General features: G+C 54.4%; 20 protein-coding genes. 8 read left to right on the forward strand and 12 right to left on the reverse strand.

Annotation, left to right across the window (positions count from 1 at the left end; genetic code table 11):
- Positions 1-224 precede the first annotated feature (224 nt).
- The 3 genes from ACOZIO_RS10055 to gudD are packed head-to-tail and all read left to right on the forward strand — an operon-like array spanning position 225 to position 4,304.
- Positions 225-1,598 carry an MFS transporter gene (locus tag ACOZIO_RS10055; protein WP_129991353.1) on the forward strand — a complete coding sequence of 458 codons (1,374 nt, stop codon included), beginning with the start codon at positions 225-227 and terminating at the stop codon, positions 1,596-1,598.
- The gene (locus ACOZIO_RS10060) at positions 1,598-2,938 is read left to right on the forward strand and encodes an enolase C-terminal domain-like protein (RefSeq protein WP_129953120.1); all 1,341 of its coding nucleotides are present in this window, start codon (positions 1,598-1,600) and stop codon (positions 2,936-2,938) included. The genes ACOZIO_RS10055 and ACOZIO_RS10060 overlap by 1 nt, the downstream gene beginning before the upstream one ends.
- A 28-nt stretch (positions 2,939-2,966) precedes the next feature.
- Positions 2,967-4,304, forward strand: coding sequence for a glucarate dehydratase (gene gudD, locus ACOZIO_RS10065; RefSeq protein ID WP_129953119.1), 1,338 nt, complete (start codon positions 2,967-2,969; stop codon positions 4,302-4,304).
- A 69-nt stretch (positions 4,305-4,373) separates the two neighbouring features.
- On the opposite strand, the gene ACOZIO_RS10070 is transcribed toward gudD, so the two are convergent.
- Positions 4,374-5,195, reverse strand: coding sequence for a shikimate 5-dehydrogenase (locus ACOZIO_RS10070; protein ID WP_129953118.1), 822 nt, complete (start codon positions 5,193-5,195; stop codon positions 4,374-4,376).
- A gap of 137 nt (positions 5,196-5,332) precedes the next feature.
- Between ACOZIO_RS10070 and alkB the strand changes: the two genes are divergently transcribed.
- Entirely contained in the window at positions 5,333-5,986 is a 654-nt protein-coding gene (alkB, locus tag ACOZIO_RS10075; protein WP_129991354.1) for a DNA oxidative demethylase AlkB, read from the forward strand.
- Positions 5,987-6,094: 108 nt separating this feature from the next.
- On the forward strand, positions 6,095-6,574 hold the full coding sequence (locus ACOZIO_RS10080; RefSeq protein WP_129953116.1) for a cold-shock protein: 480 nt from the start codon (positions 6,095-6,097) through the stop codon (positions 6,572-6,574).
- 55 nt (positions 6,575-6,629) lie between these two features.
- Here ACOZIO_RS10080 and ACOZIO_RS10085 read toward each other — a convergent pair whose 3' ends face one another.
- From ACOZIO_RS10085 to ACOZIO_RS10115, 7 genes are all read right to left on the reverse strand, one after another.
- Entirely contained in the window at positions 6,630-7,598 is a 969-nt protein-coding gene (locus tag ACOZIO_RS10085) for a Csu type fimbrial protein (RefSeq protein ID WP_129991355.1), read from the reverse strand.
- The gene (locus ACOZIO_RS10090) at positions 7,595-10,132 is read right to left on the reverse strand and encodes a fimbria/pilus outer membrane usher protein (protein WP_235173309.1); all 2,538 of its coding nucleotides are present in this window, start codon (positions 10,130-10,132) and stop codon (positions 7,595-7,597) included. Before ACOZIO_RS10090 ends, ACOZIO_RS10085 begins: the two co-directional genes overlap by 4 nt.
- 18 nt (positions 10,133-10,150) lie before the next feature.
- Positions 10,151-10,948 (reverse strand): fimbrial biogenesis chaperone, encoded by a 798-nt coding sequence (locus ACOZIO_RS10095; protein ID WP_129991356.1) that lies wholly within the window; start codon positions 10,946-10,948, stop codon positions 10,151-10,153.
- Between the two features lie 19 nt (positions 10,949-10,967).
- Positions 10,968-11,456 (reverse strand): Csu type fimbrial protein, encoded by a 489-nt coding sequence (locus ACOZIO_RS10100; RefSeq protein ID WP_240783469.1) that lies wholly within the window; start codon positions 11,454-11,456, stop codon positions 10,968-10,970.
- A 98-nt stretch (positions 11,457-11,554) separates the two neighbouring features.
- Positions 11,555-12,073, reverse strand: a complete 519-nt coding sequence (locus tag ACOZIO_RS10105; RefSeq protein ID WP_129953112.1) for a Csu type fimbrial protein — start codon at positions 12,071-12,073, stop codon at positions 11,555-11,557.
- Between the two features lie 62 nt (positions 12,074-12,135).
- Positions 12,136-12,735, reverse strand: coding sequence for a Csu type fimbrial protein (locus ACOZIO_RS10110; RefSeq protein ID WP_235173307.1), 600 nt, complete (start codon positions 12,733-12,735; stop codon positions 12,136-12,138).
- Between the two features lie 386 nt (positions 12,736-13,121).
- Positions 13,122-14,675 carry an MFS transporter gene (locus ACOZIO_RS10115; RefSeq protein WP_129991357.1) on the reverse strand — a complete coding sequence of 518 codons (1,554 nt, stop codon included), beginning with the start codon at positions 14,673-14,675 and terminating at the stop codon, positions 13,122-13,124.
- A gap of 115 nt (positions 14,676-14,790) precedes the next feature.
- Here ACOZIO_RS10115 and ACOZIO_RS10120 point away from each other — a divergent pair, with 115 nt between their 5' ends.
- Positions 14,791-15,672 carry a LysR substrate-binding domain-containing protein gene (locus tag ACOZIO_RS10120; RefSeq protein ID WP_129953110.1) on the forward strand — a complete coding sequence of 294 codons (882 nt, stop codon included), beginning with the start codon at positions 14,791-14,793 and terminating at the stop codon, positions 15,670-15,672.
- Between the two features lie 12 nt (positions 15,673-15,684).
- Here the strand turns inward: ACOZIO_RS10120 and ACOZIO_RS10125 are convergent, their stop codons facing one another.
- From ACOZIO_RS10125 to ACOZIO_RS10135, 3 genes are read right to left on the reverse strand one after another with little or no spacing between them, the layout of a single operon-like run.
- Complete coding sequence (locus ACOZIO_RS10125) at positions 15,685-16,815, reverse strand: aminotransferase class I/II-fold pyridoxal phosphate-dependent enzyme (protein WP_129953109.1); 1,131 nt, start codon at positions 16,813-16,815, stop codon at positions 15,685-15,687.
- Between the two features lie 52 nt (positions 16,816-16,867).
- A complete protein-coding gene (locus ACOZIO_RS10130; RefSeq protein WP_129953108.1) occupies positions 16,868-17,692 on the reverse strand; it encodes an amino acid ABC transporter permease in 825 nt (274 codons plus the stop codon).
- On the reverse strand, positions 17,692-18,510 hold the full coding sequence (locus tag ACOZIO_RS10135) for a transporter substrate-binding domain-containing protein (protein ID WP_129953107.1): 819 nt from the start codon (positions 18,508-18,510) through the stop codon (positions 17,692-17,694). Before ACOZIO_RS10135 ends, ACOZIO_RS10130 begins: the two co-directional genes overlap by 1 nt.
- 424 nt (positions 18,511-18,934) lie before the next feature.
- On the opposite strand from ACOZIO_RS10135, the gene ACOZIO_RS10140 reads away from it, so the two are divergent.
- The gene (locus ACOZIO_RS10140; protein ID WP_129991358.1) at positions 18,935-19,573 is read left to right on the forward strand and encodes a LysE family translocator; all 639 of its coding nucleotides are present in this window, start codon (positions 18,935-18,937) and stop codon (positions 19,571-19,573) included.
- On the opposite strand, the gene ACOZIO_RS10145 is transcribed toward ACOZIO_RS10140, so the two are convergent.
- Positions 19,560-20,366, reverse strand: coding sequence for a helix-turn-helix transcriptional regulator (locus ACOZIO_RS10145; protein WP_129991359.1), 807 nt, complete (start codon positions 20,364-20,366; stop codon positions 19,560-19,562). The genes ACOZIO_RS10140 and ACOZIO_RS10145 overlap by 14 nt on opposite strands.
- 582 nt (positions 20,367-20,948) lie before the next feature.
- Here ACOZIO_RS10145 and ACOZIO_RS10150 point away from each other — a divergent pair.
- Positions 20,949-22,310 carry an APC family permease gene (locus ACOZIO_RS10150; RefSeq protein ID WP_129953323.1) on the forward strand — a complete coding sequence of 454 codons (1,362 nt, stop codon included), beginning with the start codon at positions 20,949-20,951 and terminating at the stop codon, positions 22,308-22,310.
- Positions 22,311-22,334 lie beyond the last annotated feature (24 nt).

A 22,334-nucleotide genomic window follows, 5' to 3' on the forward strand; every position in this document is an offset into this window, starting at 1 on the left:
GCCATCACAGCTGTTTCATTTTTTGTGAAACAACTCCCATGTGGCTGGGCATTTGCCTCAGGATAAATGCAACGGGCTGTTTATGCTTGGAAGATTGCCCAATGAGTAAAAGGAACGTTGTTCATATACTGGCTGCGTTCCTTCCTCTCTGAACCCTACAGTTCTGTGAATGGAATGACTTTTATCTCTGTTTAGAGGCGTTGTCATTAATTCCGGAGAACACCATGGAAACTACCGTTTCAGCAGCCAGTGCTGTCAAAAAAAGAACTAACGCGCGGTACTGGATAGTGGTGATGTTATTTATTGTCACCTCATTTAATTACGGCGATCGTGCCACGTTATCCATTGCCGGTTCGGCAATGGCCAAAGATATCGGGCTGGATTCCGTCGGGATGGGTTATATCTTCTCGGCATTTTCCTGGGCTTATGTCATCGGTCAAATACCCGGTGGCTGGCTGCTCGATAAATTCGGTTCGAAAAAAGTCTATTTCTACAGCATTTTCATCTGGTCTTTATTCACCCTGTTGCAGGGCTTTGTTGATGTCTTCAGCGGCTTCGGCATTGTTGTTTCATTGTTTGCCTTACGTTTTCTGGTCGGTCTGGCCGAAGCGCCGTCCTTCCCCGGCAACAGCCGTATCGTCGCCGCCTGGTTCCCGGCTCAGGAACGCGGCACTGCGGTCTCTATTTTTAACTCCGCACAGTACTTCGCCACGGTTATTTTCGCCCCGATCATGGGCTGGCTGACGCATGAGGTGGGCTGGTCACATGTCTTCTTCTTTATGGGCGGCCTCGGCATCATCCTGAGTTTCATCTGGCTGAAAGTGATCCACGATCCGAAAAATCATCCGGGCGTCAATCAGGCCGAACTTGATTACATGGAAGCCGGGGGAGCGCTGATCAATATGGATCAGAAGATCGCCCAAAAAGTCGTCGTCAAAGGCGAAAAAACCTTCCAGCTGAAGCAGTTACTGAAATCCCGCATGATGATTGGCATTTATATTGGCCAGTACTGCATCAACGCGCTGACCTATTTCTTCATTACCTGGTTTCCGGTGTATCTGGTTCAGGCGCGGGGTATGTCGATACTGAAAGCGGGTATGGTGGCTTCGGTACCGGCGATTTGCGGATTTCTCGGCGGTGTGCTGGGCGGGATCATTTCCGACTGGCTGATGCGCAGAACCGGCAACCTGACACTGTCGCGCAAGGCTCCGATTGTGATTGGCATGCTGCTGTCGATGTCGATGATTTTCTGCAACTACGTCGATACCGAATGGATGGTGGTCGGCATTATGGCATTCGCTTTCTTCGGTAAAGGTCTGGGGGCGCTGGGCTGGGCGGTGATGGCCGATACCGCACCGAAAGAAATCAGCGGGCTGAGCGGCGGTTTGTTCAACATGTTCGGTAACGTCTCCGGCATCATCACGCCGATCGCTATCGGCTACATTATCGGGACGACCGGCTCCTTCAACGGTGCACTGATTTATGTCGGCGTCCACGCGCTGCTCGCTGTGGTGAGTTATGTATTTATTGTGGGAAAAATCGAACGTATCCAGCTTCGTCCGTACGCCAGTACAGGCAGCATAAAAGGAGAACTGTGATGAGTACGCAATCCTCACCCGTCATTACTGATATGCAGGTCATTCCGGTGGCCGGGCATGACAGTATGCTGATGAATATCGGTGGCGCACATGGCGCTTACTTCACCCGCAATATCGTTATCCTCACAGACAGCGCCGGGAATACCGGTGTGGGCGAAGCGCCGGGGGGGGAGGTGATTTACCACACGCTGACGGAAGCTATTGCTCAGGTGAAAGGCCAGGAAGTCGCGCGCATGAACCGGCTGGTGCACCAGATCCACATGGGCAATCAGTCGTCTGATTTTGACTCTTTCGGCAAAGGCGCATGGACTTTCGAGCTGCGTGTTAACGCCGTCGCCGCACTCGAAGCCGCACTGCTGGATCTGATGGGCAAATTCCTCGGTGTGCCGGTATGTGAACTCCTCGGGCCGGGCAAACAGCGGGATGAAGTCACGGTGCTCGGTTATCTGTTCTATATCGGTGACCGGCAGAAAACCGATTTGCCTTATCAGACTGGGGAGCGCGTTAACCATGACTGGTATCACCTGCGTCATCAGGAGGCCATGAACAGCGAGGCGGTAGTGCGGCTGGCCGAAGCGGCGCAGGATCGTTATGGCTTCAGGGATTTCAAACTTAAAGGTGGCGTATTGCCGGGCGAGCAGGAGATCGAGGCGGTTAAAGCACTGGCAAAACGGTTCCCGGATGCGCGGATCACCGTCGATCCGAACGGCGCATGGCTGCTGGATGAAGCGATCGGTCTGTGCAAAAACCTGCACGGTATCCTCAGTTATGCCGAAGATCCGTGCGGCGCGGAGCAGGGTTTTTCCGGTCGTGAAGTGATGGCGGAATTCCGCCGCGCCACCGGTTTGCCGGTCGCCACTAACATGATCGCTACCAACTGGCGTGAGATGCAGCACGCGGTCATGTTGCAGTCGGTGGACATTCCGCTGGCGGACCCACACTTCTGGACGATGCACGGTGCGGTGCGCGTCGCTCAACTTTGCGATGAATGGGGCCTGACGTGGGGTTGTCATTCGAATAACCATTTCGATATTTCGCTGGCGATGTTTACTCATGTCGGCGCGTCCGTACCGGGTAAGCCGACGGCAATAGATACGCACTGGATCTGGCAGGAAGGCAGCCAACGCCTGACCAAAGAGCCGCTGCAAATTGTGAACGGGAAAATCAAAGTGCCTGAAAAACCGGGGCTGGGTGTGGAGATCGACATGGATCAAATCCATCGTGCCCACGCGCTGCACCGGACACTGCCGACCGGTGCGCGCAACGATGCCGCCGCGATGCAGTATCTGATCCCCGGCTGGACATTCGATCGTAAGCGCCCGGCACTCGGGCGCGGTTAACGGAATCTGAATTGACTAAGGAGTCAGCATGACCTCTTCATCTACACCTAAAATTGTCTCCATGCAGGTGATCCCGGTCGCCGGGCACGACAGCATGTTGCTTAATCTCAGCGGCGCACATGCCCCTTTCTTCACCCGCAACATCCTGATTCTCAAGGACAGCAGTGGTCACACCGGCGTCGGCGAAGTGCCGGGCGGCGAGAAAATTCGTCAGACGCTGGAGGATTCTGCGTTGCTGGTGATCGGCAAAACTCTGGGCGAATACAAAAATGTGATGACTGCCGTGCGGGAGAAATTTGCCGACCGTGATGCGTCAGGCCGGGGTTTGCAGACCTTTGATTTACGCACCACCATTCACGTCGTGACGGCGATCGAAGCTGCCATGCTTGACCTGCTCGGCCAGCATCTGGGCGTCACCGTGGCTTCATTGCTGGGCGACGGACAACAGCGTGATGAAGTCGAAATGCTTGGTTATCTGTTCTACGTCGGCGACCGTAATAAAACGTCGCTGGGCTATCAGAGCCAGCCGGGCGACAGCTGCGACTGGTATCGCCTGCGCCACGAGGAAGCGCTGACACCGGCGGCGGTAGTGCGTCTGGCGGAAGCCGCGTATGAGAAATACGGTTTTAATGATTTCAAATTAAAAGGCGGCGTGCTGGCCGGGAGCGAAGAGGCCGAAGCCGTGACGGCGCTGGCGCAGCGTTTCCCACAGGCGCGGATCACGCTCGATCCTAACGGTGCCTGGTCGCTGAATGAAGCGATCGCGCTGGGCAAACAACTGCGCGGTGTGCTGGCGTATGCGGAAGATCCGTGTGGCGCAGAGCAGGGCTTCTCCGGGCGTGAGGTGATGGCCGAGTTCCGCCAGGCGACCGGTCTGCCGACGGCCACTAACATGATCGCCACTGACTGGCGTCAGATGGGACATACCATCCAGTTGAAATCCGTCGATATTCCGCTGGCGGATCCGCACTTCTGGACGATGCAGGGGTCGGTTCGCGTGGCGCAGATGTGCCACGAGTGGGGGCTGACCTGGGGTTCGCATTCTAATAATCACTTTGATATCTCGCTGGCAATGTTCACCCAGGTAGCTGCCGCCGCGCCGGGTAAAATTACCGCCATCGACACCCACTGGATCTGGCAGGAAGGCAATCAGCGCCTGACCAAAGAACCGTTGCAGATCAAAGGCGGTAAAGTGCGCGTACCGGAACAACCGGGACTGGGCGTTGAACTGGATATGGATCAGGTGATGAAAGCCCACGAGCTGTACAAAGGCATGGGACTGGGCGCCCGTGACGATGCACAGGGCATGCAGTTCCTGATACCGGACTGGAAGTTCGATCCGAAAAAACCGTGTCTGGTGCGGTGATCGCCGGCCAGATCCCGGCCATTAAAAAAGCCTCTCCCGTGAGAGGCTTTTTGCATTCAGCGCTGCGGATCAGCGACGTGCGTGTGCCGCTGCGGCTTCGATCTGTTCATCGGATGGACGTATACCGGTATACAGCACGAACTGTTCCACGGCCTGTAACGCGGCCACTTCTTCACCGGTAATGATTTTCTTGCCGTGTTCACGGCCATAGCGGATCAGCGGCGTTTCGGTGGCTTGTGCGACGACGACGTCAAAGACGATACTGGCACGATCAATCACGGCCGGTTCAAACGCCAGAGAGTCCGCTTCCGGTGTCCCCGGCATGCCGATGGGTGTGACGTTAACCACCATATCAACGGCCAGATCGCCGACTTCTGCTTTCCATTCGTAACCGTATTCTTCTGCCAGTGCACGGCCGTTGGCTTCGTTACGGGCGATGATATAGCCGGTTTTGAAACCTGCGTCACGAATAGCTGCCACCACGGCTTTACCCATGCCGCCGCTGCCGCGCAGGGCGAAAACGGCGTCGCGCGGCACCTGATGGCTGTCGAGCAGCTTGGCGACTGCGATGTAATCGGTGTTGTAAGCGCGCAGGAATCCATCGTCATTGACAATCGTATTCACTGACTGAATGGCAGTTGCGGAAGGATCCAACTCATCAAGGAAAGGAATGCAGGCTTCCTTGAACGGCATCGAGACTGCGCAGCCGCGAATGCCCAGTGCGCGTACGCCTTTCACTGCGGCTTCGATGTCCTGAGTGGAAAACGCTTTGTAGACGTAATTCAGGTCTAATGCCTGATAAAGGCTGTTATGAAAACGGGTTCCGAAATTGCCCGGACGACCGGAAAGGGACATACACAACTGGGTGTCTTTGTTAATTTCCCGACTCATTTCATTCTCCTTTTAAGATATTCTTAATGACCTTACGGCCTATTAAGCAACCTTAGCTGAAACGATCAGCCCCGACAATCTGCCTCTGTCTCAAATCGGCTGTTATACTTAACGGATGCGTGAACACGGAGGCTGACATGAATTTAGATCTATTTGATCACCCCGATTTTCACCCCAACTGGCGCGAAGAACTGTGTCCGGGTGCAGTGGTATTGCGCGGTGCGGCGCTGGCAGATGATGCGGCGTTGCTGGCGGAGATCGACCGGATCGCCGGGCTGGTGCCTTTTCAGTATCGCGCCACGCCGGGCGGCTATGCGATGTCGGTGGCAATGACCAATTGCGGTGATGTCGGCTGGGTGACGGACAGGGCAGGTTATCGCTATCAGTCCACCTCGCCGGAAAGTCATCAGCACTGGCCGCCGATGCCGGAATTATATCGCCGGCTTGCCGTCAGCGCGGCAGAACAGGCGGGTTTTGCGGGCTTTACGCCGGATGCCTGTCTGATCAACCGTTATCAGCCGGGCGCAAAAATGAGCCTGCATCAGGATAAAGACGAGCACGATTTCGGCCAGCCGATCGTGTCTGTCTCGCTGGGTTTACCGGCTGTTTTCCAGTTTGGTGGCATGCAACGCAGTGATAAAACGCAGCGTGTGCCGCTGTTACATGGTGATATTGTGGTGTGGGGCGGCCCGTCGCGGTTGCGTTATCACGGCGTATTGCCGCTCAAAGCAGGCGAGCATCCGCTGACCGGTCAGTACCGGTTTAACCTGACTTTCAGAAAAGCGACGTAATTCCGTGGGGATCAGGCCGTAAAGCACAGGACTTTGTCCGCATTCTGCTTTACACTGCCGCCCTGCAAAAATGACATGTTGAATAAATAATTACTTAGGCGGTAAGCGATGAACGGCGTAATCACAACCTGGTTTGAAGATAAAGGTTTCGGTTTTATCAAAGATGAAAACGGCGATAACCGTTATTTCCACGTGATTAAAGTTGCCAACCCTGAGCTGATTAAAAAAGATGCGGCAGTCACCTTTGAACCGACCACTAACAACAAAGGGCTTTCCGCCTTTGCGGTGAAAGTTGAGCCGGAGAGCAAATACATCTTTATCGCCGGTGAGCGTATCAAAATCACCAGCATTAAATCATTCCTGGCGTTTAACGAAGAAGTCCCGGCAGAGACGAAAATCGATAAAGAAAACGCCGTGCTGTCCGTCGGATTGCTGATGAACCGTATCCGCCCGCAGGAAGAAGAGAAAAAAGCGGAAACGCGCACCATGAAAAAGCTGCTGATCACCACCTTCCAGAACAGCACCTATGTGTTCACCGAAGATGAAATTGACGTGGATGCCACGGTCAAAACGCTGAAAGCGCTGTAATACCCTTCTCAAACCGGTGCACATCCGTGGCACCGGTTCTGTTATCCCCCCTTTTTTAATACGTCACTGTCACTGTCACCGTATCGCTGTAGTTACCTGCAGGCTGGTTGCTTTGCGCCAGATTCACCGACGCGGTGTACGGAAACGATTGTGATGTACCGGTGCCGGTCGCGCTGCTGTTGGTGGAAGCCGTCCATACCGTACTGTCACCTTTAAATATCTGATATTGCAGATAAGAGGTGGTGCCGCCGACGGTTGAGGCCATCTGCCGGTATTGCCCGGACACCGGCACGCTGCTGGTCAGATTGACGGAATAGCTGGCGTTCAGGGTACAGCGTACGCTGATAGTATTTGCCACGACCGTGGTCAGTCCGGAAGGCAGGGCTGCACTGCCGAAACCGACGTTGGGTGCACTGTCGATATAACAGAAATTGGTGACGTTGAGGGTCAGGTTGATATTCCCTGTCGTGGAGCCGGAGTCTGCCAGACACAGTAAGGTACCAATAGCCACTGAACACATATTCCATGTCCAGGAGAGGGGAACGACATCCGTATAGGTGCCGGCGGCCAGATTGGAAATGGCGGCCGGACGGATGTAGAGAGGTAACGTACTGTTGGGGCCGGAAAATAAGCCTAGCAATCCCAGTGCCGTGGTGCTGCTCCAGGTGATGGTATCGTTCTGATTATAAACGGCACTGCAGCTGGCATCTTTGCACAGGCTGTAGGGCAAGTACTGACCCGTTGTCCCGCTGTAAAGTCTTGGCTGTGAGTTGCTGGGATGCTGAGTCACGCCGATCAGGGCGGTGATGGTATTGGTGCCTGCAATGTTGAGCAGTCCGCCGGTACAGCTTAATCCGCTGCCGCCTGATGTGATCAAGGGTGAGGAACTGACGGCAAAGGAGTTCTGTGTGCCCAGCGTGATGGTGCCTGGTGTGGTAGTACAACCCGCTCTTACCAGCGACGACGCGCCCAGCAATAACATCAGTAGCAATCCGCGATGCATCCTCTGCCTGAACATTCTCATGATTTATCTCCTGCTGTGACTTTCGCTGAGCCACCGGGGCATGCCAGCGGGCCGATCTGCTCAATGCTGTGGTAGTCAGGGTTGAGTGTGAAACTGATCCGGCAGACCGAATGATCTTCCGTCCGGATATTCAGTACGTTGTTTTCCTGTAAGTGCGAGAAATAGGCCAGCCCGTCGTAACCCGTGACGGTGGTTTGTTGCGTATTTTGCTCCGTGACCAGCGTGCCGGGCTTCAGGGGCTGTCCGGCAGCGTCATGCAGGGTGATATTGGCGGACAGCACTTTCTCGACGTTGAATTTCACCACCACGCCGCTGCCCTGTTTCACCGCAATACGATCGTTGACGTTATTGGCGACCACGTCGGCGGGCAGCGGCAGGGTGTCGATTTCTACTTTGGCCGGATAATACGAACTGACGGTCGGGATCAGCAGGTGGCCGTTTCTATCCGTTTTGCCCATTTTCTGATTCTCGTACAGCACCGGAACATCGGCATAATGGTCGGTATCCACCACGATAAAGGCGTCATTGATCTTGTCTGAAAGGAACCAGTCATTGGCCATAAACACCACCGATCCGCTCAGATCCGCCCACCGGGTGTAATCGCCCTGATTGCCGTAGAATCCGCCCTGGATGGTCGCGTAACGGGATTTCCAGGTGGCGTCGGCTTGCCGATACGGATTGTTGCCGCCGCTGTAGGCCAGATTCCAGCCCAGACCGCCGTCGGTTGGCGTGGCTTTACTGGCGCCGGTTTGCTCCTGATAATGACCCGCACTGTCCCGTTGCACACCGGCGTTCAGGTTAATATCGGGGCCAAGCGGAATGATAAATTGCAGCTGTGCGCTGTAGCCGTTATCACCCAGCGTTTTATTGAGCGATAAAAACAGGCTGCTTTGCCCCCACAGCGAGCGGCTGTAGGAAAAATTCACCAGACGGGTATGCGAATTGTCATAGGCTTCGACATCGTAATACCCGATACCCATCGTGCCGTTAGCATGCCCGAACGGCGACGTGCTGAACGTCACCTGATCCGACTGACGGCTTAACCGTGTGTCGCTGGTGTAAGACGTGATGTCCTGATAACCCGCCGTACGTTTTGAGCGCAGTGCTGACAGACTGAATACCGTCGAATAGTAGGAATAGCCCAGCGTGAACTGGTTGCCGTCTTTTTTATCCGTCACGCTTTCGTCGGGCGGAGGGAGCATTTTACCTCCGGCATCGGGCATGCCTGCCGTCGGGTTATCATTAAGCTGTGTCGTTATCTGATTATCACCGCTGACCGGCGGATGATCGGCTTTACTCTGGCTGGCTGAAACACTCAGTGTGCCCCAGGTACCGACCGCGATATCCGCGCCAGCGCCGCCCAGCGCCAGACCCTGTACGGCTTCGGTATGACCGGAAAGCGTCAGATAATTGTTCAGCCCGTAACGGTAAATCCCGCTGAATGCGGCATCCGAATAATCGCCGTTGGTGATGCCATAATTTTTGCGAACGGCCCCGAGTGAGAAATCGAAATCGCTGAGGTTTTTGCGCAGTAAGGTGTTGGAAACATAAAACGGCACGCTGGTCGAAACCTGACGTCCGACCGCATCGGTGGTGACAACCGTCGCTTCACCGGCGCCATTAATATACGGCACGTTGGTCAGGGTAAACGGCCCTGAATTCAGGTTATTACTGCTGGCTTTGTAGCCATTGAGGAACAAATCCACCGTGGTTGGTACCGCCGCCGTACCGCTGTATTGCAGCAACGGATAAGTCACCAGATCCGGCCGGACACCAAAGTTACGGCTGATACGTAAACCGCCCATACGTGCTGAATTACTCCACGTCAGTGAATCGCTGACGAAATCCCCGGCCTGGTAGCTGATCAGGTTTTTCTCGTCTGTGAAACGCCAGAAGGTGTCGTAACGCAGATAGCCATCCTGTGTGGTCTGGCCGCCGTTGCTGCTGTCGATGTTATCAACGTTATAGCGGTAAGTGCCGGTATTGGTGACCAGCCCGAGGCCGCTGAATAAACGTTGCTCCATCCAGGTGGCGATAGTTTTCGCTCCGCCGGGGGAATCGGTGTAGTAGGAATCATAGTTAAACAGCAGGCCGGTGCTGCTTTGCGACGGCGTGTAGTTCATCAGGGGATCACCACTGATATTCTGGTTCGGCAGCCAGGCGTCCGGCACGCTGAGTATCAGCTGCTGGGTGGCCGAATCGTATTTCGCTTTCACGTCCGGCAGTTCACCGACATTAATCAACCCCTGCCGGCCGTTAATATGAATATGATTTTTCGCCAGCACACCCGCTTCCACGAAATACGCGTTATTGCGCCAGGTGACCGGTACGACCTGATTGTCGGTCTGGCCGTTGACCACAATCGACAGATAAAACAGGGCGTCTGTGACCACCGGTGCCGCACGCGGGGCATCGGGCAGTGAAGAATATTCCTGCGCCTGTGCGCTGAAGGTACTCAGGCATAACAGGCACAGGCTTCCCCGAAAATACAGTGGTCGCTGATGACCTTTCCGGAGAAGACGTCTGATTGGCATCCTTTGCAGCTCCTGCTGTTACTGGCCGCGCGCGATGACAATCGGTTGGGTGTTATCCGCTATCTGCGCATTGAGCTGCGCACCCGGCGTCACCCCCGCCGGCACCGGCCAGCGCATTTGCTGCCCCGGCAATACATAACCCATAAAACCGCCGACCAGGGTTTTCACCCCCTGTTTCTGATTGCCGGTGGCGGACCAGAACACGTTGCTCAGCCGCGCATGCACGATGCCGGTATTGCGCACCTGCAAATACGTTTTCCCGTTTTCGGATACCGTACGCCAGCTGAGGATCGGGCGCGTTGCCGTGGAAGGATCACGCTTCACGTCGCTACGATCATGGGTCCACAAACTGCCGCCATCCATAAATAGCGGAAGCAGATAACGCATCTGCAATTGCAGGCCGACCACCGCTTTGTCCTTCCCCTGCGAGGAATCATTCAGCGGGGAAGGGATCTCATCAATAATGATGCGGTACGCCTGCTCGGTATTGGCCGCAACCGGGGTATTGCGGATCAGCCGGATCAACTGACGCTGACCCGGCGGCACGGTAGCGAAAGGCGGGCTGGCGACTACGTTGCTTTGATCGGCGTATTTCTCGTTAAAATTCTCCTGCTTCCAGGCGAGTACGCGCACCTGCAAGGACACCGGTTCCGCGCCACGGTTTTCCAGCCACAGGGCGGATCCGTTCTGATCGGATTCAATAATCTGATAGACCGGCCAGACCAGCACCGAACTGGCAGCCTGTGCGGTCAGGCAAGACAGAAAAGCCCAGGTCAGTGCGGCGGTGGCGAACAGGCGTAAAAGCAATGTCTTCATATTTCTATATCCTGATAATTCAATAGGTTAATGTCACGGTGACCGTGTCGGTATACGTCCCGGCGGAAGGCAGGGGGCTCACAGCGTATAAGCGTGCATAAACCGGATAGGTTTGGGTGGTAGCCGGAAAGCTGGGGATGGACATCACCAGCGCGCCATCGCCCCATACCTGACTGCGGGCGGCGTCGCGAAAAAGCTGGTAGCCGAGCTGATCGGGATTACTGGTGTTTTGCATAAAGCGCCGGGTGGCGGTGCCCCCGTGGATACCGTAATCCATGGCAATACTGACGGAGGCACCCGGCGTACAGGTCACTACCACGGAACCGGCGCCCGTGCTGCTGACCGTATCGACGTTACTGGTGAGGGACGACATAGAACCGAAGTTGATGGTGCCGAGATTGGTGGTCGGGCTGGAAAGTGAGCTGCCAAATACGCAGCCATTGGTGAGAGTGGCTGAAACGGTAAATGTGCTGGTAGCTGTGGCGGCACGCGCTGAACTGCATAACATCAGCGACAATAAAACCAGCGACAATAAAACCAGCGGCAATAATACCCTCACCGGTAATAACGCGGTCGGAACCCGCTGGCGGCCAGGCATCATCACCTCTACCAGGATACGGTGACATTCACCGTATCCTGATAAACACCGGCAGCGGGCGTGGTTTGTGCCGGAACGCGGCCATAGACCGTGCTCCATTGATCCGCGCCGTTACCGGTGCCGCTGACGCCGGTGGTGTTGTCCCACACCGTGGTGCGGGCGGCCGTGGTATAAAGATTGTAAAGCAGGGTGGAAGCGCTGTTGGTGGTGTTCACCATTCGCCGCGCCGTGACCACGCCACTGCTGCCGCCATCCATGACAATTTTGTACGTCACCCCGCTCACGCATTTCACGCGGATCGATCCCGCCAGTTGTGCGCTGGTCGCATTCACCGCGCTGGTGAGCGATGCATAATTGCCAAAATTCAGCGTACCGAAACTGGTGCTGCCGGACGTCGTGGTTCCCGCTTCACAGGCGGGCAGCAACGTGGCACTGATGCCTATTGTTGCCGCCTGACTCAGTGAAATATACCCTTGCATTGACACCAGCAGTGCGGCTGGCAGTAGCAGCAGTACCTTGATGTCCATGATCTTTCCTTCCTTGAACCGAAAGCCAGTCAGAGGCGGAACCGACTCTGATGGAAAAACTCTTACCAGGAAAGAGTGGCAACAACGGTATCGTTATAGGTGCCCGCAGCCGGTGTGGTACTGGTCTGATCGGCAGGCAGCACACGACCGTAAATCGGAATATTTTGCGCCGTGGTGCCTGTCGTGAGCGTAATCGGCGTATTAATCGCGATTTCGGTAGTCCGTGCGGTATCGGAATAGAGGCGGTAAGGAATACTGTTACCGCTGGATGTCATGGTACGCAGCCCGCCGGTTGCCGCCAGTCCGCCGTTCAGTGACAGCGTCGGGGTCAGTCCGGTGCTACAGGTGATCGTGACTGCACCGGTGCCGTTGGCCCCGAATACCGTCCCGTTAATGACGCTGGTCAGATCGGCGTAGTTACCAAAGTTCAGTGTACCCCACTGGTTGGTCCCCCCCGTTGATGTGCCGTTACCGACCGTACAACCGGTGCTGATGGTCAGCTGAACGCCTACCTGTCCTGTTAAAGTACCGGCTGCCTGTGCGCCAGCGGCTAATGTCAGCGTTGCAGCGGCAAGAACGGCCAGCAATAATGATTTTTTTTCGCCCATGATGACTCCCAAAAACAGCTTACACCGTTGTGTATTCATGCAACGTCGTTGCATGTGGAAATCCTCTGGTGATGAATAATTAACGCTAAAAACTGCAAAAAAGCCGGTAAGAAACAGCGTGCAGGCCGGGTGTTATGTTTTCCCTTCACAACGGAGCGGAACCCTGACCTTATGTGCATGATGAAAAACGCCATCATGGTTAAATATAAGTTAATAAATTTACCTTAAGGTAATCTTTTCATTATTCAGGCCAATAAGGATAAAAACTCCATAAATTACAAATTATCGAATTTTTATCCTGTTTATTATTGATTTATGTTGATAATGATTGCCTTGTCTAAACCAAAAAACGCAGCTGTTTAACCTTTCTGGTTGTGGTGTTACCTGCTTGCTGCCCGTCATTGTTTAACAGCGCTACTGATGTTTTATGATGATGTGCTTCAGGAGGGGAAACCGCCGGCGCGTTTTCTGCTTTTTGAACAGGCTGACGCTCGGGGTTTCCCGCGTAGTGCCAGCAACACCACCAGCGCACAGAACAGCGTAATCGCCATCAGACACAACAGTAAGGGATGCAGTGAGGCGGCATAAAGCTGCTGTAGCTGCGGCGTACTGGCCTGCGGGATAAGCTGCTGTGTCACGGAAAGATTACCGGTCGCCAGACGTTGCGCCGCCTGGCTGATAGTTTCTGAGCTGATCGCATCACTGCTGAAATGCGCTGCCAGTGCGTTGCGGGTTAACGCCGACACAATAGCACTGACAATCGCCAGTGAGATGCCTTCTCCCGCCACGCGTGTGGTGCTGAAAATACCGGTTGCCATGCCCGCACGTTCCGTTGGCACGACGCTCACCGACAAGCCATCCATCAGCCCCCACGGCAAACCGGTACCGATGCCGATAACCACCATTGGCGCAATCATGCCTGTCAGATTCTGTGCCAGCACAGCCTGACTGAGCCAGCCCAAACCGGCGGCGGCAATCACTAACCCTGATGTGCATAATACCCCCGCAGAAATCCAGCGCGTCAGCCATGCCGCCAGCATCGGTACAATCAGCATCGGCAGTGAAAGCGCCATCATCATCAGCCCGGCGCGTTCTTCACTCAGACCCGTAACGCCGATAAATAGCATCGGCAAGACCACCAGCAGCACCACAAAACAAAAACCGGTCGCCAGCGGCAATGCCTGTACACCGATAAAACGGATGTAGCGGAAAAGCGATAAATCCAGCATCGGTTTTTTCACCCGTAATTCAATGACCACAAATACTGCGAGTAGCAGTGCCGCGCCACCCAGTTGAGAAAGTACTCGCGTGCTGTGCAGTCCGGATTGGGGAATATCCATCAGCGCCCAGGTCAGTAACGCCAGCATGGCGGTGAAGGAAAGGGTGCCCGGCCAGTCAATGCCGGATGCCTGCGGATTACGCGTTTCGCGCATTTTGGCTGCGCCGGTGATGAGAGAAAGAGCCGCAATGACTGTCGCGGAGAGAAACACCGAACGCCAGCCGAAATGCGCGATCAGCACGCCCGCAAGGAACGGGCCGAAAGCCAGCCCGACGCCAAAACTGCTGCCCATCAGGCTGAAGGCCCGGGTACGTGCTGCGCCATCGAATTCCTGCGCCAGTGCTGCACCCCCCCCTGCCAGCGCACCGGCAGCCGCAATACCCTGCGCGGCGCGCAGTAAATCAATCGCCAGCACACTGCTGCTGAAAGCCTGCAATAAGGATAAAAGTGCAAACAGCGAGACGCCGCTGACGAACACTTTTTTGCGCCCCAGTTCATCGGCCAGCGCCCCGGCGGCCATCAGAAAACAGCCGAAAGTAAGCATAAACGCATTGGTTATCCAGCTCAGCGCCTGCGCGCTGCCGCCGAGTTCACGGGCGATCGCGGGCGTTGCCACCGCGCCGCTGACAAAGTTGAGGGGTAAAATCACTGCCGCCAGACATACGGTAAACAGAACGCGCAGGCTGCCCGCCGGGGGGGTTGTTGAGGGATGCATGGGTTTCTCCAACGAATTAGGGTTAGCGATGATGATAAAATGTCGGTAATGTGACGGAAACAGGCCGTCAGTCCGATGATTGCGGACTAAAACGCTCGTATAAACGGGAGTCAATATGGAAAACCTCAACGGCCTGCTGGCGTTTGTCCGCGCGGCGCAAAGTCAGAGTTTCGCCGCAGCGGCAGAGCGGATGGGCATTTCGGCCTCGGCGGTCGGGAAAAGTGTGGCACGGCTTGAGGAAAAACTCAGCGTACGGCTGTTCAACCGCAGTACGCGGCGCATCAGCCTGACCGATGAAGGTCAGTTGTTTTTTGAGCGCTGTCAGAATATCGTCACGCAACTGGAAGACGCCGAGCAGGAACTGGTACGGATTTCCGCCGTGCCACGCGGTAAATTACGTATCACCGCGCCTGCTATTGGTTACCGCATGTTGTTGCCGCATTTGCCGGAATTTCGCCAGCGTTATCCCGACGTTGAGCTGGATCTGGATTTCAGTGACCGTATGGTGGACGTTATTGATGAAGGATTTGATATCGCCATCCGCAGCGGGGAACTGAACAGTTCGCAGATGATGTCGCGCCGTCTCGGGCCATTCCGTTTTGCCATTGTCGGTGCTCCGCAATATTTTGCCGCGCATCCTGCGCCGCTTACACCTGACGACCTTTATCAACATGCTTGCCTTCGCTACCGGTTTCCGGGCAACGGACAATGGCAGGAATGGGAAATGACCAGCCCGACGCCGCCGGAACTGCCGCTGGCGCTAAGCAGCAATAATCTGGAGTCGATACTGCAGGCGACGGTGCAGGGATTAGGGCTGGCGTATGTACCGGAATTTATCGTGCGGCCGTATCTGGCATCCGGTGAACTGATTTCGGTACTGCCCGCCTATCTGAAAGAAGGTGGGAAGTTTTCGGTAGTCTGGCCAAGCAGCCGCCATATGCTACCGAAAGTACGGGTTTTTATCGATTTCCTGACCGAAAAGCAGGTGCTGGGCTGATCAGTTTCTCTCTCATTGTTTATCCAGCCATTTGCCCATTTCGCCCAGGGCTTCATCAAGGTTTTCACGCCCGAAACCGATACGCAGGAAATCTTCAGATACGGCATTGAGTGCTGAGCCGTAGACCACCGAAGGAATGACCATCACTCCCGCCTGTTGCACCAGTTGCGTAGCAAAAGCTTCTGCGCCTTCCGCGCCGGTATAGCGCACAAACGTCAGCACCCCGGCTTTCGGCAATGATAACTGAAACAAGTGCGGATACCGCGCCAGAAACGCGGTCAGTGAGGCGAGGCGGCGGCGCGAACGTTCCATCACCCGTTCGAGGATCGGAATACGGGCATTGAGTGCTATCGTCGTGAGCACTTCGCCAGGCATGGAATTACAGATCGACAGATACTGCTTCATACGTTCCAGTTCCAGCATCCACGTTTTATCCTGACAGGCTACCCAGCCGATGCGCAGCCCCGGCAAACCGTACGCTTTTGAGGTCACGTTCAGCGAAATACCCCGTTCATAAATATCGGCGAGTTGCGGCAGGCGGTCAGCCGGATCAAACTCTGTCAGCCGGTACACTTCATCCGAAAAAATCCAGATCCCGCGTTCGCGGCACAGGTCGATCAGTTCATCAAGCTGCGCACGGCTTATCAGCGCGCCGGTCGGGTTATGCGGAAAGTTAATGACCAGCACTTTGGTATTAGGGCGCAATGCATCACGGATTTTGCCGGTATCCAGCGCCCAGTCATTATCTGCATCCAGCGCCACGCCGCTGACATCGCACAGCGATAACGGCACACTTTCCAGCGACTGATAATTCGGGGTAATCACCACGGCGTGATCGCCGGATTTGAGCAGCATCTGGAAACTGGCGTAAATCGCTTCGTCTGCACCGGCAAAACTGATGATGTCCTGCGCGGTAATTTTTTGATAGGTCGAGGCGATAGCATCAAGCAGTGCCGGTGTCCCGCGTAACGGCGGATAATCCAGCATCGTCTGCATGAACGGGGCGCGGTGTTCTTTCCCTGCCAGTTCAAAGAGCGTATCGAGGTCCATTGATTCAGGATAGGAAGAGGACAGCGGAAAACGCACCGCATGTTCGAGGCGCGAGAGGTAACTGATCAGACGAAAATCTTCAGGAAAAGACATGGCGTACCTGCTAATGAAAAATCAAAGCGTTCGTTAATGAAAAATCAAAACATCAGCGGCGCTGGCCTTGCGCAAAACGGCGCTCAAGGCGGCTTTGCAGCAGTTCTAACACAATCGACATAATCCAGTATATCGCGGCTGCGGTCGCCAGCATTTCCATATACCGGTAGGTGCTGCGCCCGTAAGATTGTGCCAGAAAGTTCAGTTCCCACAGCCCCATCAGCGAGACCAGCGAGGAATCTTTCAGCATCGAAATAAATATCGAACCGGCGGGCGGGATAATGATGCGCAGCGCCTGAGGAGCGGTGACGTGCACCGCAACCGTCCAGCGTGATACGCCGAGCGCCAGCGCGGCTTCCTGCTGACCGCGCGGGACCGAAAGTACGCCGCTGCGGATGGTTTCCGCCAGGTAGGCACCGTAGTTCATCGACAAAGCGATAATGCCTGAGCTGAGCGCGCCGAGCACAATGCCCGCCTGCGGCAGCGCCAGATAGATAATCAGCACCTGCACCAGCAGCGGCGTACCGCGAAACAGCGAGGCATAAAACGTCGCGCAACCAAACGCCAGCGCATTTTCAGACATCCGTCCGAGCGCGGTAACCAGCCCGATCAACAGACAGAAAAACATTGAGCAGGCAGTGATCATAATGGTCAGCGCTGCCCCCTGAATGAAGCCGTCCGGTGACAGGCGCAGGCCAAGCAGGAACGGCAGTTTCTGGCTAATCAGGCTCCAGTCGAGCCCCATTTTGCTGAACGTGCCGAGCAGCAGGCTGAGCAAAATCAGCCACGTCAGCCCGGTTTTAAATTTAAACGCGTGTGCGTGGTGCCAGCGTTCCGGCGTTTCCACTTTCGGCTGGCTGTCCGGGATTTGTGGCATTACGGTACCTCGTGGGTAATATCTTCACCCAGCCAGTGCTGAGAGATTTTAGCCAGTGTGCCATCGTCGCGCAGCGATTTGATGGTATCGGCCACTTTCTTATCCCATTCCGGATCGCCTTTGTCGGTGGCTACCCAGTTCGGTTCCGCATAAAGCTCGGTGACAATTTTAAACACCGGCGCGCGTTTGATACGGGCATTCGCGGTGGCTAAATCGGATACCACGCCGTCAAGACGCACACCGGGCCCGAGCGCCAGATTCTGGAACGCCACTTCTTCGTCGCTTGGGATCACCTGTACGTTATCGAACGGGAATGCGAGGGGTTTGCTGCCTGGGATCACCAGCGTTTTTTGCAGATACGTTTCGTAAGTCGAACCGATGCCGACGCCAATCTTTTTATTGCTCAGATCAGCCGCCGATTTGATGCGGTCATCTTTCTTATTGACCACTAAGACAGCCGGGGAGTTGTAATACGGTGTCGGGAAATCCAGCACCCTGGCACGTTCGGTGTTTGGCGTCATTGAGCAGATACAGGTATCCCAGCGACCCTGCCATTTTCCGCCGACAATGGTTTCCCAGCCCGGTGCAATGATCTCAAGTTTTACGCCCATCCGCTGCGCCACGGCTTTGGCCACATCAACGTCAAAACCGGCCAGCTGGTTATTATCATCAATAAAACCAAACGGCGGGTAATCGTTAACGATGGCATTACGCAACACACCGGTTTTGGTCACGCGATCCAGCGTCGCACCGGCAAATGAGGCAGCTGAAAACAGGGAGGCGGCAAGCAGAGTCACCACGACAAACGGAGTACGCATAAACAGAGTTTCCTTAAACGTAACCAAATTGAGAGATTATTGTGAAAACCTACACTAAGTTTTAGACGTATAGAAGTCTAAATTAAGCCTTTTCAGACTTACAGTGAACTCTGCGGAAAATCCCCCCAATCACAGTGCATTACTTCAATGCGGAGGTAACTCAGTAATCCCGCCCCGACGTGAGGTTAACTGTAGATGCTGCGGGCACTATCCGGTATGCAGATTTACGCGCAATTTCTTCCAATACCCGGCCGCAGGAGCGTGTTTAAATCGTGTCTCTCCATTGTGCTCAGGGGGCTGACACTAGGTTGACGACATTATTTGGGTCAGCCGCTGCGGCCTGTCAGGTATCCATGGCGGAAAGACCTGGTTTATCCGCAAATGACATAATTGAATACAACCCGTTAACTAAGAGAGTCCCGTAATGATGCCGTTTTCAAATGGATTTTTACTCAGCCTGTCGCTGTGTCTGGACATCGGAATGGCTAATATCGCCATGATGACGCTGGCGATGCAGCGGGGTTATTTTCATGGATTCTGGCTGGGCATCGGCACCTGCATCGGCGACTTAATTTACGCCGTACTGGCGCTGGCCGGGATGACGATGTTGCTGCAATACCAGAGCGTGCGCTGGATGTTATGGGTCGGCGGCTCGCTGATGCTGATGTGGTTTACCTACAAAATGATCCGCGCTGCACTGGCGCCTGCCGGGGACCTGGGCAGCGGTGACAGCACGCAGTCACGTTCTGTTATCCGTAATTTTGGCCGCGGCATTGTACTGGCGATGTCTTCACCGACCGCTATTTTATGGTTTGCCGCTGTCGGTGGTGCGCTGATTTCCCGCATGGGGCAGGGAAGCACGGCGAATGCTTCGTGGTTTCTGGGAGGGTTCTTTATTGCGGGTGTGTGCTGGACGATGGTGATTTGTTTCGTCGGCAGCCTGGGCGGAAAAATGCTCGGCACCAAAATGCTGAAATACTCCTATGTCGCTTCAGCAGTGATCTTCTCTTATTTCGCGCTGTATGTGGTCATCACCGGTTATCGGGAATTCATTTTGGTATAAGCGCCGGCGACGCATGAAGTGACAGTGAATAAAGGTGGGGGGGGATCCCCATCATTTTGCGGAATGTATTAATGAAATGGCTTTGATCATAAAAGCCCAACCGTATCGCCACATCCAGCGCATTATTATTTTTACGCAGCTGATTCCGGGCCTCAAGTAAACGCAACTGCATATGGTATTGCAGTGGTGGCATGCCAATGTGCTGGCGGAACAGGCGGACAAAGTGAAACTTACTCAGTCCGCTGATTTGCGCCAGCGTATCGAGATGGATTTTCCGGGTCAGATGGTCACGCATAAAATCCAGCGCCAGCATAACCGGCCGCAAAGATTGTTCCTGCTCTCTGGCGGGTTCTTCCAGCAACGCCCCCAGCAGCCATAACAAATTCTGTTCCTGATCGTCGTCGTTCAGTGTGCGCCGGTAATGGCACAGCGCGGAAAACAGCGCAGGATTGCTGAGCACGCCTTCGGTTAACACCGGCGCACAGTGATCAGAACGCAGATTGTGATCGACCGATACCTGACGCAGTAAAGATTGCGGAATATGTACGCTGAGGAATTCGACTTTGTCGTTGCCAAACAGCGAAGACTGGACGGTGGCCGGATTATAAATCGTAATATCGCCGCCGCGCACCAGTTCGGTTTTCCCGTGCAACCTGATTTCTTCCGTACCGGTCAGATTGGCACTGATGACATATTCATCATGCGTATGGCGGGGGAATGATGAATTGCTCGCTGTCAGATGCGAGTACTCAATGTCGTTAGCCATCGTCCATTCAGAAATAGAAAGAGACACGTTACACTCCGAAAATCTTTGCTGTGCTGAAAAAGGGGCAGCATCGGTTTTTCTTATAACGAACTTATAACACAAGTTGTTAACCACAAAAGCGGGGAAAATTCATCTTTTGCCGGCAAGGTAAACCGGACAGCAGGCATGCACGGAATGTAATCCAAATGTTAATTAAGAGCCGCAGTCGTTATTTTTCCGGACATGCTACCGATATTTTATAACGGCAATAACGGGGAGTTGTTTTTTGTTTTACAGAATAAAAACAATTAACAAAATCACTGTCAGACGACTTTTGGCAATACGTGCTCGTTTTGGCTGACGGTTTTATTTATTGGCGGTGTTTATTCTTATGCGGCTTGTAAATTCAATACTTAATAAGGCAAAATATGCGCCCCGCAAAACGGGGATGATCCGTTACTGGCTCATTGATACACGCATTCTTCATACCAGAAAACATTCAAATACCAGAGGCCGGGCTAAGTACCGGATAGATATTTACTTTCAGATACCGACAGTCTTGTCGCAAGGAAACATCAATGGTGCAGCACTCTCAATATGCCGCGTTCTCCGTCATGGGAAATCAACATCATGTCGGATAATGCCGTGACAGGTACCACTTCCCGCGTGGAATTACGTAAAACGCTTACGCTGATTCCGGTTGTTATGATAGGCCTGGCCTATATGCAGCCCATGACATTGTTCGATACGTTCGGTATTGTCTCCGGCCTGACGGACGGCCATGTGCCAACGGCGTATGCTTTTGCGCTGATCGCTGTGCTGTTCACCGCGCTCAGTTACGGCAAGCTGGTGCGCCGCTATCCTTCCGCCGGTTCTGCGTATACTTACGCGCAAAAAGCCATCCATCCGGTGGTCGGTTTTATGGTCGGCTGGTCGTCGCTGCTCGATTACTTATTCGCACCAATGATCAATATCCTGCTGGCGAAAATCTATTTTGAAGCGCTGGTCCCGTCAGTGCCGTCGTGGATATTTGTCGTTGTGCTGGTCGGTTTTATGACGCTGTCGAATTTACGCAGCATTAAAACGGTCGCCAATATTAATACGCTGGTGGTTGTCTTGCAGATAGTGCTGATCACGGTGATCACCGGCATGGTGATTTATGGCGTGGGTCACGGCACCGGCTATGGCACGCTGGCCAGTACCCAACCCTTCTGGGGCGAAAATGCGCATACCGTGCCGATGATTACCGGTGCCACCATTTTGTGTTTCTCCTTCACCGGTTTTGATGGCATCAGTAACTTATCGGAAGAAACTAAAGATGCCGAGCGCGTGATCCCGCGGGCGATATTCCTGACGGCATTAATCGGCGGCGTAATCTTTATTGCGGCGACCTATTTTCTGCAACTCTATTTCCCGGATATCTCCAGCTTCAAAGATCCGGACGCTTCACAGCCGGAAATCATGTTGCAGGTGGCGGGCAGGGCGTTCCAGTTTGGTGCGCTGATTTTCTCCAGCATCACCGTGCTGGCCTCCGGTATGGCGGCACACGCGGGCGTTTCGCGCCTGATGTATGTAATGGGCCGCGACGGCGTGTTTCCGAAACGATTTTTCGGCTATATCCATCCGACATGGCGCACCCCGTCTTTCAACGTGTTGCTGGTTGGTGCCATTGCTTTGATGGCGATTAATTTCGATCTGGTCACGGCGACAGCGCTGATTAACTTCGGTGCGCTGGTGGCTTTTACCTTCGTCAACCTGTCGGTCATTTCGCAGTTCTGGATCCGCGAGAAGCGCAACAAAAGCGTTATGGATCATATCCAGTATCTGCTTCTGCCGTTGTGTGGTGCGCTGACTGTCGGCGCCTTGTGGGTGAATCTTGAAGAAGGATCGATGGTGCTGGGGCTTATCTGGGGGGCAATCGGCTTTATCTATCTGGCCTGTATGACCAAAAGTTTCCGCAATCCGGTACCGCAATACGAAGACGTGGCGTAACTCATCACCGATGTGAAAAATGGC

Source organism: Rahnella sp. PD4 (assembly GCF_049199325.1).
GTDB lineage: Bacteria > Pseudomonadota > Gammaproteobacteria > Enterobacterales > Enterobacteriaceae > Rahnella > Rahnella perminowiae.